Origin of the sequence: Corallococcus sp. RDP092CA, from assembly GCF_041903675.1 — a bacterium.
Classification (GTDB): domain Bacteria; phylum Myxococcota; class Myxococcia; order Myxococcales; family Myxococcaceae; genus Corallococcus.
Genome location: NZ_JAYESI010000005.1, coordinates 268631 through 289442, shown reverse-complemented (window position 1 = coordinate 289442; position 20812 = coordinate 268631). Strand labels below are relative to the sequence as shown.

Annotated in this window: 15 protein-coding genes; 6 read left to right on the top strand and 9 right to left on the bottom strand. The window is 70.7% G+C overall.

All coding sequences use genetic code 11. The features are described 5' to 3' along the window. Window positions 1–221 precede the first annotated feature (221 nt). The 5 genes from U8525_RS08700 to U8525_RS08680 all read right to left on the bottom strand — a co-directional run bounded on the left by U8525_RS08700 (window position 222) and on the right by U8525_RS08680 (window position 3389). Complete coding sequence (locus tag U8525_RS08700) at window positions 222–1292, bottom strand: radical SAM protein (protein ID WP_374263622.1); 1071 nt, start codon at window positions 1290–1292, stop codon at window positions 222–224. Then, entirely contained in the window at window positions 1289–1528 is a 240-nt protein-coding gene (locus U8525_RS08695; protein WP_374263620.1) for an anti-sigma factor, read from the bottom strand. Before U8525_RS08695 ends, U8525_RS08700 begins: the two co-directional genes overlap by 4 nt. A 65-nt stretch (window positions 1529–1593) precedes the next feature. Then, window positions 1594–2223 (bottom strand): RNA polymerase sigma factor, encoded by a 630-nt coding sequence (locus tag U8525_RS08690; protein ID WP_374263618.1) that lies wholly within the window; start codon window positions 2221–2223, stop codon window positions 1594–1596. 35 nt (window positions 2224–2258) lie between these two features. Then, complete coding sequence (locus tag U8525_RS08685; RefSeq protein WP_374263616.1) at window positions 2259–2843, bottom strand: DNA-3-methyladenine glycosylase; 585 nt, start codon at window positions 2841–2843, stop codon at window positions 2259–2261. A 192-nt stretch (window positions 2844–3035) separates the two neighbouring features. Beyond that, window positions 3036–3389, bottom strand: a complete 354-nt coding sequence (locus U8525_RS08680; protein WP_374263614.1) for a calmodulin — start codon at window positions 3387–3389, stop codon at window positions 3036–3038. A 161-nt stretch (window positions 3390–3550) separates the two neighbouring features. On the opposite strand from U8525_RS08680, the gene U8525_RS08675 reads away from it, so the two are divergent. Further along, window positions 3551–5170, top strand: coding sequence for a Tox-REase-5 domain-containing protein (locus tag U8525_RS08675; RefSeq protein WP_374263612.1), 1620 nt, complete (start codon window positions 3551–3553; stop codon window positions 5168–5170). Beyond that, window positions 5118–5897 (top strand): immunity 52 family protein, encoded by a 780-nt coding sequence (locus tag U8525_RS08670; RefSeq protein WP_374263610.1) that lies wholly within the window; start codon window positions 5118–5120, stop codon window positions 5895–5897. Before U8525_RS08675 ends, U8525_RS08670 begins: the two co-directional genes overlap by 53 nt. A gap of 284 nt (window positions 5898–6181) precedes the next feature. Here U8525_RS08670 and U8525_RS08665 read toward each other — a convergent pair whose 3' ends face one another. Beyond that, window positions 6182–7033, bottom strand: a complete 852-nt coding sequence (locus U8525_RS08665) for a hypothetical protein (protein ID WP_374263608.1) — start codon at window positions 7031–7033, stop codon at window positions 6182–6184. Between the two features lie 411 nt (window positions 7034–7444). On the opposite strand from U8525_RS08665, the gene U8525_RS08660 reads away from it, so the two are divergent. Then, window positions 7445–8998, top strand: coding sequence for a 4-alpha-glucanotransferase (locus U8525_RS08660; RefSeq protein WP_374263606.1), 1554 nt, complete (start codon window positions 7445–7447; stop codon window positions 8996–8998). Between the two features lie 72 nt (window positions 8999–9070). Here the strand turns inward: U8525_RS08660 and U8525_RS08655 are convergent, their stop codons facing one another. Further along, window positions 9071–9373 carry a hypothetical protein gene (locus U8525_RS08655; RefSeq protein ID WP_374263604.1) on the bottom strand — a complete coding sequence of 101 codons (303 nt, stop codon included), beginning with the start codon at window positions 9371–9373 and terminating at the stop codon, window positions 9071–9073. Window positions 9374–9539: 166 nt separating this feature from the next. On the opposite strand from U8525_RS08655, the gene U8525_RS08650 reads away from it, so the two are divergent. Together U8525_RS08650 and U8525_RS08645 are read left to right on the top strand one after the other, a co-directional pair. Further along, on the top strand, window positions 9540–11711 hold the full coding sequence (locus U8525_RS08650) for an outer membrane protein assembly factor (protein ID WP_374263602.1): 2172 nt from the start codon (window positions 9540–9542) through the stop codon (window positions 11709–11711). Then, window positions 11708–16447: a translocation/assembly module TamB domain-containing protein gene (locus U8525_RS08645; protein ID WP_374263600.1), complete on the top strand. Its 4740-nt coding sequence runs from the start codon at window positions 11708–11710 to the stop codon at window positions 16445–16447. Before U8525_RS08650 ends, U8525_RS08645 begins: the two co-directional genes overlap by 4 nt. A gap of 43 nt (window positions 16448–16490) precedes the next feature. Here U8525_RS08645 and U8525_RS08640 read toward each other — a convergent pair whose 3' ends face one another. Next, window positions 16491–17540 (bottom strand): hypothetical protein, encoded by a 1050-nt coding sequence (locus U8525_RS08640; RefSeq protein ID WP_374263598.1) that lies wholly within the window; start codon window positions 17538–17540, stop codon window positions 16491–16493. Between the two features lie 128 nt (window positions 17541–17668). Here U8525_RS08640 and U8525_RS08635 point away from each other — a divergent pair, with 128 nt between their 5' ends. Further along, complete coding sequence (locus U8525_RS08635; RefSeq protein ID WP_374263596.1) at window positions 17669–18982, top strand: hypothetical protein; 1314 nt, start codon at window positions 17669–17671, stop codon at window positions 18980–18982. Between the two features lie 144 nt (window positions 18983–19126). Here the strand turns inward: U8525_RS08635 and U8525_RS08630 are convergent, their stop codons facing one another. Then, window positions 19127–20809, bottom strand: coding sequence for a hypothetical protein (locus U8525_RS08630; protein ID WP_374263594.1), 1683 nt, complete (start codon window positions 20807–20809; stop codon window positions 19127–19129). Window positions 20810–20812 lie beyond the last annotated feature (3 nt).

Below are 20812 nucleotides of genomic sequence, written 5' to 3'. Positions count from 1 at the left end.
CGGCCGCGACGGTGCGCGTGAGCCCGAGGAGCCCCGCCCTTCGTCGACAGGAACGCGCTCACACACCCGGCCCGTTCATGAGGTCGCGACCGCGGGGGCCATCGCCGCGGCGCACGGTCCTCGTAGCGCCGCGAGCCCAGGGCCCGCGCTCCGGTTCTTGCCGTCGAATCACGAACGCCGCGCGCAGCCGGGCACTCGGCCCAGGTCGGCGGGCCGGCGCTTCAGGCCTCGCGGGGTGAGGCCGCGGGCGTCGGCAGCACCGTGCCGCCGTACTGGCTCGCCGCCAGCGTGCCGCACGCGGCGCCAATCTCCTTGCCGCCCGAATAGCGCCGCGCGATGGGCGCCTTGAGAATCTGGAGGTGGTCGCGGAACGCGCTCAGCTCCTCCGCCGTGGGCGGCAGGTACTTGCCGGTGGGGTCCGTCACGTCGATGAGGTCCACCTTGATGGGGATGCCCTCGAACGCCGCCTTCAGCGCCTCCGCGTCCTCGCGCTCCAGGTTGAAGCCCTGGATGGCCACGTAGGCGATCATCACCCGCTCGCGCCGCGCCTCGCTGTACTCGCGGATGGCTTGGATCAGCTCCGGCAGCGGGTGCGTCTTTTCAATCGGGAGCACCTTCGCGCGCTTCTCCGGGATGGCGCTCGTCACGCTGAACGCCAGGCGGAACGGGTGCCCTTCGCGCGTGTAGCGGCGAATGGCGGGCACGTGCCCCGCCGTGGAGAACGTGATGGCCGTGCCGGAGATGGAGAACCCGGCCGGGTGCGACAGGATCTGCGCCGCGCGGATGGTCTCCTTGTAGTTGAGCAGCGGCTCGCCCATCCCCATGAACACCACGCCGCCCACGCGCCGGTCCGCCTCCGCGCGCACCTGCATCACCTGGTCCAGGATCTCCCAGGTCTGGAGGTTGCGCTGGAAGCCCAGCTTGCCCGTCATGCAGAAGTCGCACGCCAGCGCACAGCCCACCTGGCTGGACACACAGACGACGTACTTCTCGTCGAAGATGGGGATGCGCACCGCCTCGATGCGGCCGCCCAGCGGCGACTCGAAGAGGTACTTCACGAAGCCGTCCTCGGCCTGCCGCCGCTCGACGATCTTGAGGGAGGGCAGCTGGGCCTGGGCGCGCAGCAGGTCCGCGACACGGCGCGGCACCTGGGGCGCCTGCGCGATGGCGTCCACCGTGGGACGGGCGTGGGCGAAGACGCCCGCGAACACCTTGCGCACCGCGGTCGCGGACGGCTGGGCCGGTGCGAGCGCCGCTTCCAGCTCTGGCAGCGACAGTTGTTTCAGGTTCACGAGCAGGACTTGATCTTCGAGCGCAGGTATTCCGTCAGCTTGGCCGACACTTCCCGGGGCATCTTCAACGCCATGGCGCGCTTGCACAGGCCTGGAGTCGCCCGATAGGTGCTGAGGAACTCCTCGCAGGGCTTGCAGCCCGACAGGTGCTCCCGCAGCCGCCGCGCCTCCTCCTCGGGCATGTCACCCTCGAGGAACTCGAGCAGGAGGTTGATGGAATCTTTGCACGTATACATCCGAACCTCGGCTGGCTGCGGCTCCCCTCGTTCCAGTTCGAAGATGCCGAGGCGCCCTGGGGGTTTCACACCCCGCGATTGTCCCGGTTGTAGAACAGGTCGATGGCCTCTCGCAGCGCGAGCCGTGCCCGGTGCAGGCGGCTCTTGATGGCGGGGATGGAGTCCCCGGTCACTTCTGCGATCTGTTCGTAGCTGAGGCCGTCCACGTCTTTCAAGAGGAAGACTTCCCGGTAGCCCTCCGGCAGGCGGTCAGCCGCCTGCTGGATGGCCTGGCCCAGTTCCGCGTCCAGCGCCTTCTCCTCGGCGTCCCGGCTCCAGTCGGTGACGGGGTAGTCCGCCAGGGTGCCCCGCTCCGTGAACTCAGGCGCCTGGAGCTCCGCCTCGGCCGCCTGGGCCACCCGGCGGTGCCGCAGGCGCATGAGGGCATGGTTGGCCGCGATGCGGTGCACCCAGGACCCGAAGGCCGCCTCGCCGCGGAAGTCCTTCAGGTGCTGGTAGGCGGACAGGAAGGTGTCCTGGGTGATCTCCGCCGCGTCCGCCTCCGAGCGCGTCATCCGCAGCGCCAGGCCGTACACCCGGTCCTGGTACAGGCCCACGAGGGCCTCGAAGGCGGACACGTCGCCACCCTGGGCCCGCGTCAGGAGCCGCCGGTCTTCTTCCTGCCGGTCTTCTTCCTGGGGAGCCTCTTGGGACATGGCGTTTCCCACCCAACCAGCCGGAGGGTTCCGCGTCAAGGCCGACGGCGGGGCCGCCGGGACACGAAGCGGCTGACGTGTCCACTGTCGCGATCCCACAGCCGGAAGGGTTCAGCGGCCCACGCCCCGGCGTATTCCACGCCAATGCGAGGCCCGCGCTCCACCCGCGCGTCCGGCACCGGCGTCCCTGGCAAGAGGTGCAGCCCCGCGCCATCCAGCGAGAGCCCGTTGTGGTTCAGGTTCAGCCCCAGCACGCGGCACAGCCTTCCGGGCCCGTCCGTCCGCTCGCCGGGCGGGATGCCCTCCACCGGCTCCACGCCTCGCACCAGCACCGCCGCCGCCACCCCGGGCGCGTCCGTGACGACGTTGAAGCAGTGGTGCATCCCGTAGATGAGGTAGACGTACGAGCGCCCCGCCGGCCCGAACATCACCTCCGTGCGCGGCGTGCGGCCCTTGGACGAGTGACACGCCAGGTCGTGCTCGCCCAGGTAGGCTTCCACCTCCACGATGCGGCCCACCCGCCGGCCCCGGACGCCGTCCACCACCAGCAGGGTTCCGAGGAGGTCGCGCGCCACCTCGAGGGTGGGCCGGGCGTAGAAGGACAGGGGAAGCGGGTTCACGAGGGTGGTCCTTCCTCCCTCATGGGGGGACCCGTCAACCCTCCTCGATCGTCCCAGAGCCGACGGCGGGCCCGGCGAGCGTTGATGCGGAAGCAAGCGGCTGGATCGCGGCCGACCTGGTGTCTCCACAATCCGGTGCGTTCCAGGAGAGCGCACCGGCAGGGCTTTGCGGCGCGGCGCGGCTCGGCTCGCTCACGCCTTCAGTTCGCGCGTCAGTCGCGAATCCCAAGGGCACCAGTGGTTGCCAGGCAGGAACGCGCCGCCAGCCTCATCCAGGTGGTCCTCGACGTAGACCATGTTGGCGTCGCACACCTCGATGGCCACCTGGAAGAAGCGGATGGTCGCGGGGTCGATGTGGAACGAGAACTTCGGATTGTAGGGGACGGTCCTCTTGATGATGCGCCCGTGGACGTGGATCTCGTTCTTCTCCTCCCCCGAGAGAATGCGGCGCGCGTGGGCGATGGTCGCCTCGTCGCTCAGCTCGATGATGAACTCCGTGCCCGGCGAGCTGGGCTGCGTGAATGCAAAGCGAACAGGGTCTGCCATGTCGAGGCTCCTTTGGGTGGCGGCCCGTAGTAATGGGCTGGACCTCATCCGCAAACTGGCTCGAAGGTTGAGGAGCGTGTGTGGAATTGAGCAATGGGCTGGCTTCAGCCCACTCCAACGCCACGCGCGGAGGCTGCGTTCATCGGGCCTGGGGGTGGACAATGCGCGCTAGCATGTGGCCGCTGTTGAGCGTGGCCCTCCTCTCCACCGGGTGCGTGGGATTGGTGGGGCCCGCAAGCCGGGGCACCCTCCAGCAACGCGCCGGGGCTGTGCCCTCGTACTCAAGCCCTGCGGACGGAAGGGGCTCCGCACGCGCAGCGCCGTCCGCCGAGGAAGACGACGACGAGGACGAGCGCACCCACCGCCGCCGCCCCACGCGCGTGCCGGCAGGGACGGCCCTCATCACCACCAGCCAGGGCGAGCGGACGCGACTGGTGGTGCAGATGGGCCTCCTGGAGGTGGACGCCTTCGAGAAGTTGCTGGTGCTCGCGGGCCTGGACGACCTGGACGAGCTGCCCCTCCGGCACAACCCCTTCACCCAGGACGATGCGGTGGAGGTGCTGGGCCGGCTCATGCAGAAGCCCGTGACGCTGGGCACCTTCCCGCCGCGCATGGCTGCGGGCTTCCTGCTGCGCGAGGTGCTGGAGGGGGGCGAAGTCTCGCGCGAGGAGCTGCTGCGCCGGGTGAAGCGTTTCAGCCGCGAGCAGGTGGCCGTCCTCCGGCCAGACGGCTACCTCGCGTGGGCCCTCGATGGGCGCACCCAGCAGAAGGTGGCGCCCGTCGAGTGGAAGGACGGCGCCTTCCGAGCGCACGGCTTCGAGTTGGGCCGCTTCTACAGCGGCAAGGGCGGCGTCTTCCGCGCCGTGGACGCGCGGCTCCAGGCTTCGGACTGGCGGCCTCTGGCGGAGGTGTACGACGACGCGGACGTCATCAACCGCTCGCTGGACGGGGCCGAGGACGCCTTCGTGGAGCTGTACCACGCGCTGGGCCAACTCCTGTCCCGCCCCGTGGACAGCATCGCGGGGCTGCGCAACCTGCCGGCCAGCGTGGCGGCCCTCATCGCGTCGTCCCCCGCGTACTGGGAGCGCTTCCAGTTCATGACGCAGGGCGAGCAGATTCGCGAAGTGGCGCGGCTGGCGACGAGCGTGTTCGCCACCTGGGGCGCGGCCTCGACGACGACACGCTCCCTGAAGGGACTGGCGGTGGGAGCGGAGGCTACGGTGCCGGTGCTCTCGCTGTCAGCGAAGGGCGCGCTGGCGCTAGAGCGGGTCGCGGTGCCAGCAGGGCACGCGGCGTCGGTGTTGAGTGGAGGGCCCGGGGCGGCCATCATCCTTCAGCGGGCCAACACCGCCTCGAAGGGAGGAGCGCCTTCCCAGGGGCCTGGGCAGTGGGGCCCCGCGAACGAGTCGATGTCCGCGCGTGCCCGGCGCTACCAGGAGCAAATCACGGGACATTCAGCGGATGAGGCTTACTGGGTCGGTGGCGTGGGCCCGAACAGCGGAGGCGTGAAGTTCGATGGGTTCAAGGATGGGGTACTGCTGGAGGCCAAGGGGCCGGGCTATGCGAACAAGTTCCTCGACAACTTGGATCCGAAATTTTGGTTCAAGAGCTCAGGTGCGAAGGGCCTCCTCGATCAGGCCGAGCGACAGCTCAGGGCGGCAGGGGGCACGCCTATCCGGTGGCATGTCGCGGAAGAGAAAACAGCCAACGCCATCCGGAAACTGCTGGATGCCAACGAGGTTGAGGGGGTTGAAGTTGTCTTCACCCTGCCTCTTCCATGAGAAGCGGTGGACCGTGAGCGAGAGTTACTACGCAGGAGCCTACTGGGGACCCAGGCGAGAGTCGCCCGAGGAATGTGCCCGACGAATGGGCGCCCTACTTGCTGGACTCCCCAGTGTGGATCCATCCTTGGCGAGTTGGTACCAGCAGGGAAAGTCTCGCAAGGATGCTTTGAAGAAACCGCTTCGTCCCGACCCTGCCGAATTGGAGTTGTTTGTCCGGCAGGGTAAGGATCGGGTCTTTGAAGATCTTGGTTTCAGCGTTGGTGGCTGGAATGGAGCAAGTGATGACTACGAAGTCAGCGGCTTCCTCATCCGCTGCGGAGCGTACTCTGAAGGGGGAGTTAACCGCTGCGTCTTCACGTTGCCGAGCAAAGGCCCAAGCCAGGACAGGCTCGTAACAGCATCTGCGCTGGCTGCTCTCATGGGCAAAATGGCTGCGGCTTGGGAACCAGATTGGGGCGTGGCGATTTCGGAGCAACACCGGGACTTGGGGAAGCCCCGCCGCGCCAAAGGGGCTCCGCACGTCGGCTGGGTCACTTATCTGTCAGCCCGTCGAGGCACGGTGCCTCCTCTCCCGACCCCAGTGCGCATTGAACCCGTGGAGGACAAGGGCATGCTCATCGTCCTGACTCCCGAGCGCTTCACGGTCAACAACCCGGAGCATGTGGCGCTGGCCGAGAGGGTGCGCGGGTTGTTGGACCGGGCAGGGCTTCTGAAATCGCCTTAACCTTGCCCGGAGTGGTCCGTGGGCTTGGGAAGAGGCGCCCCACGCCAGCCAGTAGAGCCACGAAGCGGGTTAGACGTAACGCCAGGGTAACGCCATCGAGCGTCCGTTCACGAACAGCCACGGACGGTTCCTCGCGGCTAAACTCTTGTCCTCGCTGGCGATCCCCTACTCCTCCAGCCCCACCGCCACGTTGAAGCAGACGAAGCTGGCGCTCCACCTGTCGCCGCGGGAGAGGGGAGCGCCGTTCGCCTTTGGCCGGGCCCCAGCGGACAGTCCTCCAGGGTTCACGGCAGAGGGACGCGCCAGGTGCGCTCGAGGTCGGCGAGGAGGAGCTCGCCCCGTCGGAGGTCGAACAAGGCGCCGCCTGCGGGTGGCAGGGACACGGCCTCGAACGCGCGCAAGTCGACCAGCGCCCCATCGAGCGCCATCCATCGCCCACAGGGGGATGCCGCGAGGCTCCGCTTGCTCGGGCTCTGCCACCGCGCATCGAGCGTCTCCACGTCGTGCACGGCGATGGTTCGCCCGACCTGCTGGACCGCCAGGAAGCGACCGTCTCCCGAGAACAGCAGCGCATCCACGGCACCCGCCCCGAGCGAGCAGGTCCGCAGGACCTGTCCCTCGGAATCACACAGCAGGAGCCGCGCTGGGTCGAACCCCTCACCGAGCGCGAGCCGGTGGTGTGTTGCGTCGTATGCAACGGAGTCGGCATCCACCGCGAGCGGCGTCGCGCGCGTCAAGGCAGGCACGGCCGCATCCAACCTCCTGACGTCCTGGCCCTGGCGCACGAGCGCACGCGGGCTCGCGGGGTCTGCCCACAGCAGGACGTCCCCCTCCTCGTCCCAGGCCCCCTCGACTCGAGACGCCGCGCCAGGGCGTCCCAGGTCCCAGACACGCACCTGGTGGGCGAACAGGTCGCCGAACACCGTCACCAGGTGCTCGCCCGCGAAGCCCATCTGGAGCATGAGCGCATCTCCGGTCCGCCAGGTGTCGTGCTCGAAGCGGAGCCGACCACGCTCATCCCGCACCTCGAGGCGCACATAGTTGGCCCGAGCGGTGACAGGCTCGCCCCCAACGAGCCCGAGCGCCGCGACATGCAGGGGTTGGCGCATGAGCGCTTCGAGTCGTTTGGCTTCCATCGTGACGCGCCAGGTCTTGAATCGTCGAGTCGCAGAACATCCGCCCGACGCTTCGAGGATGCGATGTTACAGGTCCGCGAATTTCCGTCAGGACCGCGCCAAATAGCTAGAGCATGCACTGGAGCACGGCTCAACCGAACCCCCTGGGTCGACGGTCGCGCCCCATTCCGAAGAGAGGTCCTTGCCAGCCCCCTTGTGTGGGAGTGCCAACGACCGGGGCGGACAGGAGGGTCCTGCCTGGGGGCCGCCGCCGCCGAGGTCGACCTGGACTTCCCCCTCCGCCGGCGAGGGCACCGCGCCCCGTCCAACTTTCACCAGCCAACCTCCACGAGCCCGACAAGCAGGCATGGGTGAACACCCGAGCGACGGCAGTTCACACGGGCCCGGGGCTGGGGCAGATTGCGCCACACCATGTCCACTCCTGGCCGGCTCTCCGGTCTCCTGCTCCCCCTCTTCTCCCTGCGCTCGCGGACCGACTTCGGCATTGGCGACTTCGGCGCCCTGGAGGGCCTGTTCTCCTGGATGAAGGCCGCGCGGCAGCGCCTGCTGATGGTGCTGCCCCTGCTCCCCACCGCGCCCGGCGACCCCAGCCCGTACGCCACGCGCTCCGCGTTCGGCCTGAACCCGCTCTTCATCGACCTGAGCCAGGTGCCGGAGTTCCAGGCCACCGGCGGCGAGGGCGCGCTCAGCGACACGCAGCAGCAGCAGCTGACGGAGGCCCGCGCCGCGCCGCGCGTGCGCTACGACCTGGTGTTCCCGCTGAAGGACGCCGCGTTCGCGCGCGCGTTCGACCACTTCGAGCAGCACGAGTGGACCCCGCGCACCCCGCGCGCGCAGGAGTTCCAGAAGTGGCGCGAGGCCCAGGGCGAGTGGCTGGAGAGCTACGCCCTCTTCACCGCCATCAGCGAGAAGGAGGACCGCCGTCCCTGGTGGCAGTGGCCCGAAGGGCTGCGCACCCGCCAGCCGGCGGCGCTGCTCGCCATCCAGCAGGAGGGCCTGGAGCGCCGCGTGCGCTACCACGCGTGGCTCCAGTGGCTCGCGGAAGGACAGTGGAACCGGGTCCGCGCGCAGGCGAAGGCGAAGGACGTGCTCCTGTGCGGTGACGAGCCCTTCATCATCGGGCAGGACAGCTCCGACTGCTGGGCCCACCCGGACATCCTGCGCCGCGACGCGCGCCTGGGCGTGCCGCCGGACGACTTCTCCGCCACGGGCCAGGACTGGGGCCTGCCCTACTTCGACTTCGCCGCCATGGAGAAGGACGACTACGCGTGGCTGAAGAAGCGCGCGGCCAAGGCGGCCAGCTACTACGACCTGCGCCGCGTGGACCACGCGGTGGGCTACTTCCGCCAGTGGATCCGCGACGAGGGGAACCCCACCGGCTACTTCGTCCCCGGAGACGAGCCCACCTGGCGCCGCCAGGGTGAGAAGCACTTCCGGCTGCTGTCGGAGGGCGCGGGCATCGTCGCCGAGGACCTGGGCGTGATCCCCCCGTTCGTGCGTCAGATCCTCGCGGACCTGAAGCTACCCGGCTACCGGGTGCTGCGCTGGGAGCGCGACGGCGACACCTACCGCGACCCGCACCACTTCCCCGCCGTGTCGCTGGTCACCACCGGCACGCACGACACGGAGCCGCAGGCGGAGTGGTGGGAGCAGGCCCGCGACGACGAGCGCCACAACGCCGCGCGCGCGTGGCCGGAGCTCCAGGGCGTGGCGGTGACGCGCGAGTTCACCCCGGACATCCACCGCGCCACGCTGGCCGCCGCGCTCAACGCGGGCTCGGACCTGTGCGTGCTGCCGTGGCAGGACGTGCTGGGCACGCGCGACCGCATCAACCTGCCCGGCACCATGGGCGACGCCAACTGGGCCTACCGCATCGCGCAGGACACGGACGCGCTGCTCATGGAAGCCCAGACGAAGGAGGCCGCCGAGCGCCTGGCGTGGCTCACCGCCTCGTCGCGCCGCTGAAGCGGAGGGCCCTCCGCCCCGGGGCCGCTGGACCCAGCGCCCGCCCGGGCGCGGCCCCGCGGCCCACGGCGCTCAGTCCTCGATGCACTTCACCTGGCCTGGGAAGCCGTCGAACACGGCGCAGCGGCGGCCCGCCTTCGCGCACTCCAGCCGGTCGCAGATGTTCTCCACGACGCACAGGGGCGGCGAGCGGCCGAACTCCAGGAACAGCTCCGCGCAGAAGCGGAACGGATCCGCGCACCCGAGCGAGCCGCAGTAGGGCGTGTCGGCGAGGCTCTCCCCCTCCTTGAGCTGCACGACTTCGTCTTCGCTCACGCCGCAGCCGGTGGCGAGCACCAGCGAGGCCGACAGCAACGTCACGATTCGCCGGACCATAGGGCCCCGAATCTGACGCACCCCGGGCCGGGTTGCACGCGCGACGGCGGGGCCCGGGACCTGGCGGACATTGACCCCGTCCCCGAGGTCGTGGAATGCGACACTCGCCGCACAAAGAAACATTGCGAAACGCGTCAGGGGCTGGCGTTCCGGTAAGAAACGTGACGTGGCCGACGTCCGACTCCTCCGATTCCGCTCCGCCGTGCCCCTCGCGCTGGCCGTGTTGTTGACGGCGTGCGCCACCACCTCCAACCCGCCCACCGGCCCGAAGGTGAAGTCCCTGGACATCGAGGGGACGAAGCAGGTGAAGGCAGGGGACATCAAGGACCGCATCCTCACGTCCTCCACGCCCTGGTACGCGTTCTGGCCCTTCGGCAAGGCGCACTACTTCGACACCAACGCGTGGCAGGCGGACCTGCGCCGCATCGAGCGCTTCTACCAGGCGGAGGGCTTCTACCAGGCGCAGGTGGAGTCCAACGAAGTCCTCCCCGAGGGCGACGACGCCGTGCGCCTCAGGGTGGTGGTCAACGAGGGCGCGCCCACCGTCATCGACCGCATCGAGCCGCACGGCCTGGAGTCCCTGAGCCAGGGGCCGGATCAGCCCTCGCCGCGCGAGCGGGAGCGCCTCATGGAAGAGCTGCCCATGAAGCCCGGCGACGTGTTCCGCGAGGAGACGTGGGCGGCCACCAAGGACCTGGTGCTGCAGCGGCTCAAGGACCTGGGGTACGCGGAGGCCGAGGTGGGCGGCGAGGTGCGCGTGGACGTGGCCACGCAGCAGGCCGTGGTGGACCTGCAGATCGCCCCGGGCCTGCGCTACCGCTTCGGCAACATCTTCATCGCCACGGACGCCAACCCCCAGGTGCCCCCCCGCCGCATCATCGAGCAGGCGCAGGGTGCCGTGCACAAGGGTGCCTTCTTCAGCGAGGCGGCGCTGGCGGAGGCGCAGGCGCGCGTCTTCCGCATGGGCGTCTTCGGCGCGGTGAAGGTGAACCGGGGCGCGCCGGATCGGCAGAACGCCACGGTGCCGGTGGTGGTGGACGTGCGCGAGTCCCCCTTCCGCTCGCTGCGGCTGGGCGGCGGTATCGGCGTGGACGCCGCGCGGCAGGAGGGCCGCGTCCTGGGCGAGTGGACCCACCGCAACTTCCGCGGCGGCCTGCGCCGGCTCACGCTGCGCGGACGCCTGGGCTACGCGTTCATCCCCAGCGTGCTGGCGACGCTCCGGAACGAGCAGGGCAACCAGCACGAGCCCGTCTTCAGCTTCACCACGGAGTTCGAGCAGCCGCGCTTCCTCTTCCGCGACCTGGCCCTGCAGGCCTCCGTCACCGCCGAGCGGGGCCTCCAGCAGGCCTACAAGTTCTACGGCGGCTACCTGAAGACCGGCGTCATCTGGACGCCCCACCCGTCCTTCTCCGTCTTCCCCTCGTACAACCTCCAGCTCTACCGGCTGACGGGGCAGGTGAGCCTGGACGAGAGCGTCCCGCCCATCACCCTGGGCTGCAGGAACACGGAGGAGACCTGTGACCAGGCGCTGAGCTTCCTGGAGCTGGCGTTCGCCTGGGACCGGCGCGACGACCGCACCGAGCCGCGCGCTGGCTACTACGTGGGCTTCTCCATCCAGAAGGGCGGCCCCCCCTTCTTCGGGCAGTACACCTACGTCCGCCTGCTGCCGGACCTGCGCTACTACTACTCCATCGGCGAGAAGAAGGACCTGACGCTCGCGGTGAAGGTGCGCGCGGGCACGCTGGACCCGGCGGGCGGCGGCCAGAGCTCCATCGTCACCCGCTTCTTCTCCGGCGGCGCCACCGCGATGCGGGGCTTCAACGGCCAGCGGTTGTCCCCCATGACGCCGCTCGCGCCCACCTACAAGAAGGACGACGACGGGAACGTCCTGCTGGACGCGAACGGCAACCCCATCCTGGATTCCTGGGACACCGTGCCCGTGGGCGGCAACAGCCTCTTCGAGAGCTCCGTGGAGCTGCGCTACCTGCTCACGGACAGCCTGATGCTCGCCGTCTTCTACGACTCCGGCCTCGTGGGCACGGAGGCGCTGTTCGGCAAGAACGCCCCCAAGCTGTTCGGTCCCGAGCACTACCACGCGGTGGGCGCCGGCCTGCGCTACCTGACCGTGGTGGGCCCCATCCGGCTGGACATCGCCAGGCGCTTGAACATCGGGCGGGGATTGCCCGTCAGCGATCCCGGGTACATCTATCCGTCTTCTGGTGGATGCCTGGGCTTCGGGCGCAAGTTCGACAAGGCCTCGACGTCCGCTGATGCAGCCTACGCGGGCGCCCCGGAAGGGCTCTGCGCGGTCCATATCTCCATCGGAGAGGCGTTTTGAGCATCCCCACGACCCCCGCTCCCACCGCCCCGCCCCCCCGGCGCAAGCGCTGGGGACGGCGGCTGCTGTGGGGCCTGCTCGGCCTCCTGGGACTCCTCGTCCTGCTGGTGGCCGGCGCGCTCGTGTACGCCACCAGCGCCAGCGGCTCCGCACGCCTCGCCCGCCTCGGCGTGGAGCTGGCGAACAAGCAGCTCGCCGGCCGGCTGGAGCTGGGCGGGTTCGACCTGGACCTCAACGGCGCGGTCCTCACCGGCATCAAGCTCTACACCCCGGAGGGCGACCTGGCGGCGGAGATCGCCCGCGTGGAGGCGCGGCTGAACCTGTCCCCGCTCCTGGGGCAGCGAGTGGACCTGACGAAGGTGCGCATCGAGGCGCCCCGCCTGTACCTGGTGCAGGACGAGCGCGGCCTCAACCTGATGCGCGCGCTGGAGCCCCGGCAGCCCAAGCCCGAGGAGCCCCCCACCGAGAGCCAGAGCGCCCTGCGCATCCACCTCGAGGACTTCGAGCTGAGCCACGGCTACGTGGACTTCCAGCAGGAGCTGCCGGACGGCGGCGAGCGGCAGGTGCGGCTGGAGGAGCTCGGCGCGAAGGGCCAGGGCCACTACGCGCTGGCGGACATGGACTTCGCCGCGGACCTCCAGGCCACGGGCGGGCTCACCCGTCCGCTCACGGGCCCGGTGCGCCTGGTCCTCAAGGGCCAGGGCAAGGACGTGGTGCGCCAGGTGGACGCGCAGCTGGGGCTCGCGGGCATCGAGGCGGACCTGGGGGCGAGGCAGACGGGGGAGACGGCCGCGACCGTGGAGCTGCGCCGGCTGGCCGTGCCGCCCGCGCCAGTGAAGGCCTTCGTGCCCGCGTACCCGCTGGTGGTGCCCATCGAGGCGAAGGGCAGCGCGTCCCTGGACGGAGACCTCGCGAAGGCGGACGTGGGCGCCTCCGCGGGCAGGGCTACGCTGGAGCTCGACGGCGACGTGAACCTCAAGACGCTCCGCACCTCGGAGACCACCGTGAAGGCGCGCGGGGTCAACCTCGCGGAGCTGATGGAGGGCGGCCTCCCCACCCGCATCGCCGCGGACCTCGTCGCGCACGGCGGGGGCGACAGCGTGGAGACGCTGGACGGCGACGTGACCCTCACGGTGACGCCGTCCGAGTTCCGGGGCCAGTCCGTGGGCCCCATCGAGCTGAAGGCCCGCGCGAAGGATGGCCGCTACCAGGTGGGCAACCTGCGCGTGGTGATGCCGGGCGCGGCGCTCATCGCGTCCGGCGAAGGCACCTCCAAGGCGCTGGAGGCGCGCGGCAGCCTGTCCGCGGGCAACCTGAAGCTCCTGTCCCAGGCGCTCGACAAGCTGCTGCCCGGCGGCACCGTGCCGCCCATGTCCGGCAGCGGCTCGCTGGAGCTCCAGGTGCAGGGGCCGCCGCGGTCTCCGGGCGTGAAGGCGGACGGCAACTTCGTCGCGCTGAGCTACGGCGACCTCGCCATCCAGGACCTGTCGCTCAAGGCGAGCGTGCCGGACGTCACCCACCCGCTCACCACGGACGCCACCGTGCTGGTGAGCGAGCTGAAGACCGGGGGCCGGACGTTCCGCGACCTGTCCCTGGCGCTCACCACCGACGACAGGCGCGAGCTGAAGGCGAGCGTGCGCGTGGACGGCGACGCGAAGCTCGCGCTGGGCGTGGAGGGCACGGTGGACGCGGACAACGAGGGGCTCGCCCTGCGCGGCGTCTCGCTGTCCTGGCCGGAGACCACCTGGACGCTCCAGTGGCCCACGCACCTGGCCTTCGGCGGCGGGCGCATCGCGGTGGAGCCGCCGCTGTCGCTCGCGTCGGGGCCGCAGACCTTGAAGATCGCCGCGGTGAAGGACGGCGAGCGCGTGGACGCGCGCATCGACCTGGGGGCCCTGGATCTGTCCAGGCTGCCGCGCATCGCGGTGCCGGAGGACCTGGGGCTGGGCGGCACGCTGTCCGGCCACGTCGCGGCGAAGGGGCGCATGGCGCGGCCGGACGCGGACGTGGACCTCACCCTCGCGGAGGGCCGCGCTCGCGGCTACGAGGGCCTGGGGCTCCAGGTGAAGGCGCGGTACGTGAAGGACCGCGCCACCGGCACGCTGGGCGCGGAGCTGAGCGCGGCGCGCGTGTCCTCGAGGTTCGACGTGCCCGTGCAGGGCGTGCTGCGCCGGCGCAACGAGCCGCTGTCCCTGACCGTGAGCCTGGAGAAGCTGGACGTCGCGGAGGCGCTGAAGCTCGCGAACCAGCCGCCCGGGCCCACGGGGCAGATCACGGGCACGCTGGTGGTGGACGGCTCCGCGAAGGACCCTCGGCTGGACCTGAAGGTGGTGGGCGCGGACCTGCGCCATCCCGGCCGGCCGGAGGCCCTCTTCGCGCAGGCGCTGGGCTTCGAGCTGAGCGCGAGCTCCGACGCGGACGACGCGACGCTGGGCGCCCGGCTGGACGTGAAGGGCGTGGCGCCGCAGGCCTGGGTGCTGGTGAAGACGCCCTTCACGCTGGGCGGCGTCATCGCGAGGCCCCCCACGCCGGCGCAGGCGCTGGAGGCGCCGCTGCACCTGGAGGCGCTGGTCGCGGAGCTGCCGCTGAAGCTGCTCCAGGGCGCCGAGGGCGTGGACAAGCCGGACGGCACGGTGACGCTGAAGGCGGACGTGAACGGCGCCGCGCTCTCGCCGCAGGGCCGCGTGGAGCTACAGGCCCGGGGCGTCACCGCCAACGGCCTGCCGCCCCTCAACGGCACCGCGCTGGCGCTGGCGGGCGACAAGGACGTGAAGCTGACCCTGGACGTGCAGCGCCCCAACGGGCCGCTGGCCACGCTGGAGGCGCGCGTGCTGGCGCCGCTGGCCGCGCTCCAGGAGCGCGAGGTGGTCAGCCGCGTGCCCTTCCGCATGAAGGGGCGCGTGGGCCCGGTGCCCTTGAATGAGCTCCCCGGCATGGCGGCGCAGCCGGCGCAGGGCAACCGCGGACCGCAGGGCGTGCTGTCCATGGAGCTGGTGGCGCGCGGCACGCCGGAGGCGCCGGAGCTGGAGGTGAACGCGGGCATGCAGGGCCTGGGCGTCGCGCAGACGGCGCTGGGCCAGGCGCGGCTGCACTACTCCTACTCGGAGGCGAAGTCCCTCTTCGACGCGATGCTCACCGCGCCCGGCGGCGGGTCGCTGCTCCTGGGCGGCACCATGACCCTGGACCTGTCGCTGCCCGCGTTCCGGGCCGCGCAGGGGCCGGCGAAGAAGGTGGAGCGGGCGCCCGTGGAGCTGTCGCTGCGCGCGCGCCGCTTCGACCCGACGTTCCTCTCCGGCATCTCCCCGTACGTGCGCTCGCTGGGCGGCCTCATGCAGGCGGACGCGAACCTGGGCGGCACCGTGGGCGCGCCCACCTTCAAGGGCGACCTCGCGTGGAAGGACGGCCGGCTGGGGCTGATGGGCCTCGGCGAGTACCACGACATCCAGCTCAAGCTGCTCGCGTCGCAGGAGCGCATCGACCTCAAGCAGCTCACCGCGAAGTCCGGCAACGGCACGCTGGAGCTGACGGCCACCGCGAACCGCCAGGGCAAGAGCGGCGAGTTCGTCCTGGAGGGCAAGGGCAACACCAAGAACCTGCCCATCGTGGTGGAGGACCAGCTGATGGCCCTGCTGTCGCTGAACCTGTCCATGAAGGGCAGCCTCAGCGAGCGGCTGGTGAACATCAGCGACCTGTCCATCCCGGAGGCGCACGTCGAGCTGCCGGAGGCCAAGCGCAAGGACCTCCAGCCCCTGGAGCGCCCCGAGGACGTGGTGATGGTCCGCAACGGCGTGCCGGTGGACAAGCGCAAGAAGAAGGAGAAGGCGCCCACGCAGGTGGCCACGTCGCCGAAGGCGCAGAACCCGCGCGACGCGCCGGACTCGCCCGGCATGCCCGGCAACCCGGGGTCCACCCCGGGCAGCGGCGGCGCGGGCGGCCCCACGTCCGAGGCGGAGGCGGAGGCGCTGGCGGAGGACGGCGAGGAGGAGGAGGCGCCGCAGCGCCAGTTCTGGGTGAACATCAACGCGCCCCGCAACCTGTGGGTGCGCGGCACGGACCTCAACGTGCAGCTGGGCCTGTCCGAGGGCTTCCGCGTCGAGTACGCCAACGAGGCGCGCATGTTCGGCGAGGTGATGGTGCTGCTCGGCCGCGTGGACGTGCTGGGCCGCCGCTTCGACGTGCAGCGCGACAGCCAGGTGCGCTTCACAGGCCCGGTGATGGCGCCGTACATCAACGTCACCGCCGAGCACCGCAACGAGAACGCGGGCGTCACCGTCTTCGTCACCGTGCGCGGCCAGGGCAAGGAGGTGACGCTGAAGACGACGAGCGACCCGGCCCTGCCGGAGTCGGAGATCTACACGCTGCTCGCCACCGGCCGGCGCACGCTGGAGCGCGGCTCCGGCGCGTCCATGAACGCGGGCGCGCAGGCCGCGTCGGTGGTGGGCTCGTTCGTCGCCAACGAGGCGCGCAAGGCCATCGCCTCCAAGCTGCCCCTGGACGTGCTCTCCATCGAGGCGGGCGACAGCGGCATCTCCGGCACCAAGCTGGAGGTGGGCACTTACGTGACGGATAAAATCTACGTGGGCTACACCGGCCGCGTGGGCGCCAACCTCCAGCGGGGCGAGAACGCCAACGCCGTGCGCTTCCAGTACCTCTTCAGCCCGCGCTGGAGCCTGGAGGGCATGTACGGCGACGCGCGCTCCGGCGGCCTGGACCTCATCTGGACCAAGGAGTACTGACCGCCCGGACGTGATGCGCCTCCATCCGGGCGGCGGTGCCGCCCTACAGCGAGTACGTCGCGGAGCAGGCGCCCAGGGGGCCCACGCCCGTGGAGCCCGCGCCCGGCGCGTCCCGCCACGTCCCCTCCGCGCCGCACTGCTGCCAGAGCGCGCCGCTCACCTGCACGCAGGTGCGCACGGCCACGCTCCGGCCCAGGCGCGCGGAGGCGCAGTAGGGGAAGGACACATTGCAGTGGGACGGCTTCGCGGCGGTGCCGCCAATGAAGACGCCCTGCGAGCACTGCCGCCACAGCGCGTCCGACGCGCTCTGCACGCACGAGCCCTCCGGCACCGTGGCGTCCACCGTGCCGGAGTAGCAGCCCTCCTCGGTGGTGAGCGTCCACGCGTAGGCCGTCTTGTAGCGGTTGTAGATGGACGCCATCAGCGACGAGCCGCCCACCGTGGCGCGGCCGCACTGGACGGCGTACGCGCCCACCCAGGGCGTGTACGTGTAGAGCGCCGCGGTGGCGTTGTTCACCGGCGTCACCGTGCACGGGTCCGACGTGGCCTTGGTCACCCCCACCTTCCAGCCGGAGAGGGTGGCGCGGCCCGCCTCCAGGTCGGCGAGGTAGCCGCGCATCTTCTTCGCCGCGCACTCCACCTGCTTGCCGAAGCCCACGTATTGCGCGTCACAGCCGCTGCCGTCCGGACAGCCACAGCCCGTGGCCTTGCTCAGGTTGGTGGACGTGCCGCTCTGGATGAGGCTGGACTCCCCCTGGATGCGCGCCAGCATGTAGAGCGGGCTGATGTTGGACGCGCGTGAGCGCTCCACGATGAGCGTCGCCGCCGTCTTGCCGTAGGCCGGGTCCGTGTAGCCCGCCAGGTACGAGCCCTGCTGCTGGAGGAACGCCTGCACCTGGGCCGGCGTGATGCCCGCCCCACCCGTGACGTCCGAGTCCTCCAGCAGGCGGTGCATGTCGTACTTCGTCGTCGCCTCCTGGAGCACCTGCCCGGTCAGCTCGTCGATGACGGGCTCGGCGGGGCGCTCATCCAGGGGACCGCAGCCGGACGCCAGCAGCGCCGGTACCAACAGCACACACCATTGAAGCTTCATCTCGCACACCTCGGGGGAAGGGAGCCCGGCTGTTAGCCGGTGGGGTGAGCATGACTCAAGACCTTCCTGGAACCTGTGATTAAGCCCTCAGCGGGGAGGAAGCGGGGCGGAGTAGAGTTCTGGACATCATGCGGACCCCTGCCCTGTTTCGTCGGAAGTGCTGGCCGTTCCTCGCCGCGGGCCTGCTGGCCGTGGCGGGCTGTTCGGATTCGAGTGAACCCGGTGGAGAGCCCGGGCCGGGCACGGACGGGCCCGGGGTGACGCCGGGCGACGGCTCGGAGTGCCTGGGCGCGACGTTCCTCGCCACGCTGGGCAAGAGCACGGTGCTGGTGGGCGCGCAGATGGAGGACGACACCGCGAAGGCCGCGCCCTTCGACGTGCGCTACCTCTACATCGCGGCGGGCCTGTTCGACTCGAAGGACGCGTGCAGCTCGTGCGCGTCCGGGTGCACGTCCGACGGCGTGTCGTGCTCCAACAGCGTCGGCTGCGGGTGGTGGGGCTGCTGGCAGTACGACCAGGATCCACCCGGCGCCTACGTGCGCGACTTCATCCGGGCCGCGCAGGCGAACGGGCAGCTCCCCTTCATCACCTACTACGAGGCGTTCCAGGCCAGCGGCTACACCGAGGGCGAGGAGCAGCTGAAGGCGCTCAACGACGCGGCGTTCCTGGGGCGCTACCTGGCGGACTGGCGGTTCCTGCTGAAGCAGGTGGGCCAGGAGAAGGTGCTGCTGCAAATCGAGCCGGACATGTGGGCCTACCTCCAGTTCTTCCCCAAGGACGGCAAGGCGCAGTCCACGCCGGTGGCGGTGAAGGCGGCGAACCCCACGGACTGCGGCAGCCAGGAGAACAACGCCGCGGGCCTGGGCAGGTGCATGATCGCCATGGTGCGCAAGTACGCGCCCAACGCGAAGGTGGGCCTGCACGCGAGCGCGTGGGCGACGAAGACGGACGTGTCGGGCAACACGGACGCGTCCTTCGACGTGGCGGGCGAGGCGAACAAGGTCGCGGACTTCCTCCTCTCCGTGGGCGCGGGTGACACGGACTTCGTCACGGTGGAGGCGTCCGACCGCGACGCGGGCTGGTACGAGAAGACGACGGGCAGCGCGGTCTGGTGGGATCCGGAGAACCACACGCTGCCGCACTTCCACCAGGCGTTCACCTGGGCCAAGGCCGTGACCGCGCGGATGAACAAGCCGCACATCTGGTGGCAGCTGCCGGTGGGCAACATGAGCCTGCCGAACCGCGGCACGCAGTGGCGCGACAACCGCGTGGACTACTTCCTCACCCACCCGGGGGAGGTGGCCGCCGCGGGCGGCGTGGGCATGCTCTTCGGCGCGGGCAACAACGAGCAGACCACGCCGGAGACGGACGGCGGCAACCTGGTGAAGCGCGTGAAGGACTACAAGGACGCGGGCGGCCAGGCCGCGTGCGTGAAGAGCTGAGCCGCTCCGTCCAGCGGCTCCCAGGGTCATCCGCGCGCGGGAGCGCGGCAGCGCTGGCTCGAACGAGCGACTGCCGCACTCCGTGACCCTCCTCCAACTTGCGCCCCGTGAAGGGCGGGAGGCTCGCCTGCTCTTGGTGTGTGGTCAGAACAGGCGCGAGTACACGGACGGGGCCCCGGGCCGTGGCGTCCAGCGCTTCGAATCGCGGGGAAGCCACAGGAGCTGGAAGGCGTCCGCGCGCCCTTCATAGCGGAGCGAGTGCTCGCCTCGGGACAGGGTAAGCACAGGCGTGGTGACGCGCTCGCCATCGATGAACAGCGCGCCGGTGTCGAGCGCGCTCGCGGGCTGGACGAAGTAGCGGTCGGTCCTCACCGCGAGGAAGTGGTCCTCCAGGACTCCGGAGTCCCCGGGCACGCGGTAGCGCTGCCCCCACAGGTACAGGTCCCCGTCATGGGGCTGGTAGTGCGCGTCGAGGAAGCGGCGCAGCGCCACAGGAAGGCCGGAGGTGCGCAGGTCATCCACGCGCAGCACGCAGCCCCGCTCCACGAGCACCCGCGGCATCTCGTCGGACAACAGGCCCGCCAGCGAACCGCGCAGATACGCATCCGTGTAGAAGTAGAAGTGCGCGTGCGGCCGGCTCACGGAGCCGCCGGAGTTGTCGTAGACGACGTCCTCCGGCCCCGTGAGCGCCGCGATGCGAGCGAGCACCTCGCGCTGCCGCGCATTGCCACCTCCGTCCAGGAGCAGCTCCACCTGCGCGACCTGAACAGCGAGCAGACCGCACAGTCCGGCCAGCCCCACGGTGCGCCCGACAGGAGCGCGGAGCGTCGTGAGCACCCAGAGCACGCCGCGCGCGGCGAACGGCGCGAGCACGGCCATGAAGGGCAGGAGGCTGTAGGGGAACGGAGCGCGCTGGAGCGCATAGGCGCCGAACGTCGCGGGCACGGCCACGACCAAGAGCAGGTCGGGCGTGCGCGAATGCCTCGGCAGCCGCCGGCACGTGGCGACGAGGCCCACGGCGGCGAGGAGGAAGAACGCGGGCTGCTCCCCCAGGGCAGGCACCAGGTATTCGCGCCACGAGAAGCCTGGGTAGTGGCGCTGATGCTCCGAGGCCCAGACGAAGCACCACCGCCACCAGGCGCTCCATGAGCCCGTCACCGTGAGGTACGCGGCCACCACGCCCGTCGCGGAGGCGATGCCCACGAAGAAGGCGCGAGGCGCGGCGACGAGCGCGGGAGGAGCGCCCCGACGAAGCAGGAGGTCCACCAGGAGCACCGCGGTGACGAGCCCACCGAAGAAGATTGCTTTCTGGGAGCCCCAGGCGGAGGCGACGAGCAGAGCCCCCGCCAGGAACGACGAACGGGCGGAGCCGGGTTGCACGGCCAGCGCCGCGAGCGCGCCCAGGAAGAGCGCGGCGGTGAGGGCATCCGGGCGCACCTCGGTGGCGAAGTGCAGGAAGCCCGGCGAGCAGAGCAACAAGACCGGGGCCAGGAGCGCGGCGCTGCGTCCCTCCCGCCGGTTGAGCAGGAACACGGAGACGCACGTCCCCGCGAGCGGCGCGAGCATCGCCGCGCGGAGGGCGAGCACGTTGCGCGGATCATCCCCGAGCAGCCAGAACAGCGGCGCCAGCAATTGGTACACGAGGGGGAAGTGCACCTCGAAGAAGTCGCGGTACGGCACCTGACCGTGGGCCAGGAGCCACGCGGCGTGGGCGTACTGGAACTCGTCGATGCTGAACGCCTTGTGCAGCGCGAGGCGCGCGGCCTGGAGCGCGAGCACGCCCAGGACGACACCCAGCCCCCACCGCCAGGCCCGGGACTCCGTCATCGG

Bases quoted from the DNA above. Each gene is read 5' to 3' on its own strand.
- U8525_RS08695 (WP_374263620.1), bottom strand. From the start codon at position 1,528: ATGTATACGTGCAAAGATTCCATCAACCTCCTGCTCGAGTTCCTCGAG.
- U8525_RS08690 (WP_374263618.1), bottom strand. From the start codon at position 2,223: ATGTCCCAAGAGGCTCCCCAGGAAGAAGACCGGCAGGAAGAAGACCGG.
- U8525_RS08680 (WP_374263614.1), bottom strand. From the start codon at position 3,389: ATGGCAGACCCTGTTCGCTTTGCATTCACGCAGCCCAGCTCGCCGGGC.
- U8525_RS08675 (WP_374263612.1), top strand. From the start codon at position 3,551: ATGCGCGCTAGCATGTGGCCGCTGTTGAGCGTGGCCCTCCTCTCCACC.
- U8525_RS08670 (WP_374263610.1), top strand. From the start codon at position 5,118: ATGCCAACGAGGTTGAGGGGGTTGAAGTTGTCTTCACCCTGCCTCTTC.
- U8525_RS08665 (WP_374263608.1), bottom strand. From the start codon at position 7,033: ATGGAAGCCAAACGACTCGAAGCGCTCATGCGCCAACCCCTGCATGTC.
- U8525_RS08660 (WP_374263606.1), top strand. From the start codon at position 7,445: ATGTCCACTCCTGGCCGGCTCTCCGGTCTCCTGCTCCCCCTCTTCTCC.
- U8525_RS08655 (WP_374263604.1), bottom strand. From the start codon at position 9,373: ATGGTCCGGCGAATCGTGACGTTGCTGTCGGCCTCGCTGGTGCTCGCC.
- U8525_RS08640 (WP_374263598.1), bottom strand. From the start codon at position 17,540: ATGAAGCTTCAATGGTGTGTGCTGTTGGTACCGGCGCTGCTGGCGTCC.
- U8525_RS08635 (WP_374263596.1), top strand. From the start codon at position 17,669: ATGCGGACCCCTGCCCTGTTTCGTCGGAAGTGCTGGCCGTTCCTCGCC.
- U8525_RS08630 (WP_374263594.1), bottom strand. From the start codon at position 20,809: ATGACGGAGTCCCGGGCCTGGCGGTGGGGGCTGGGTGTCGTCCTGGGC.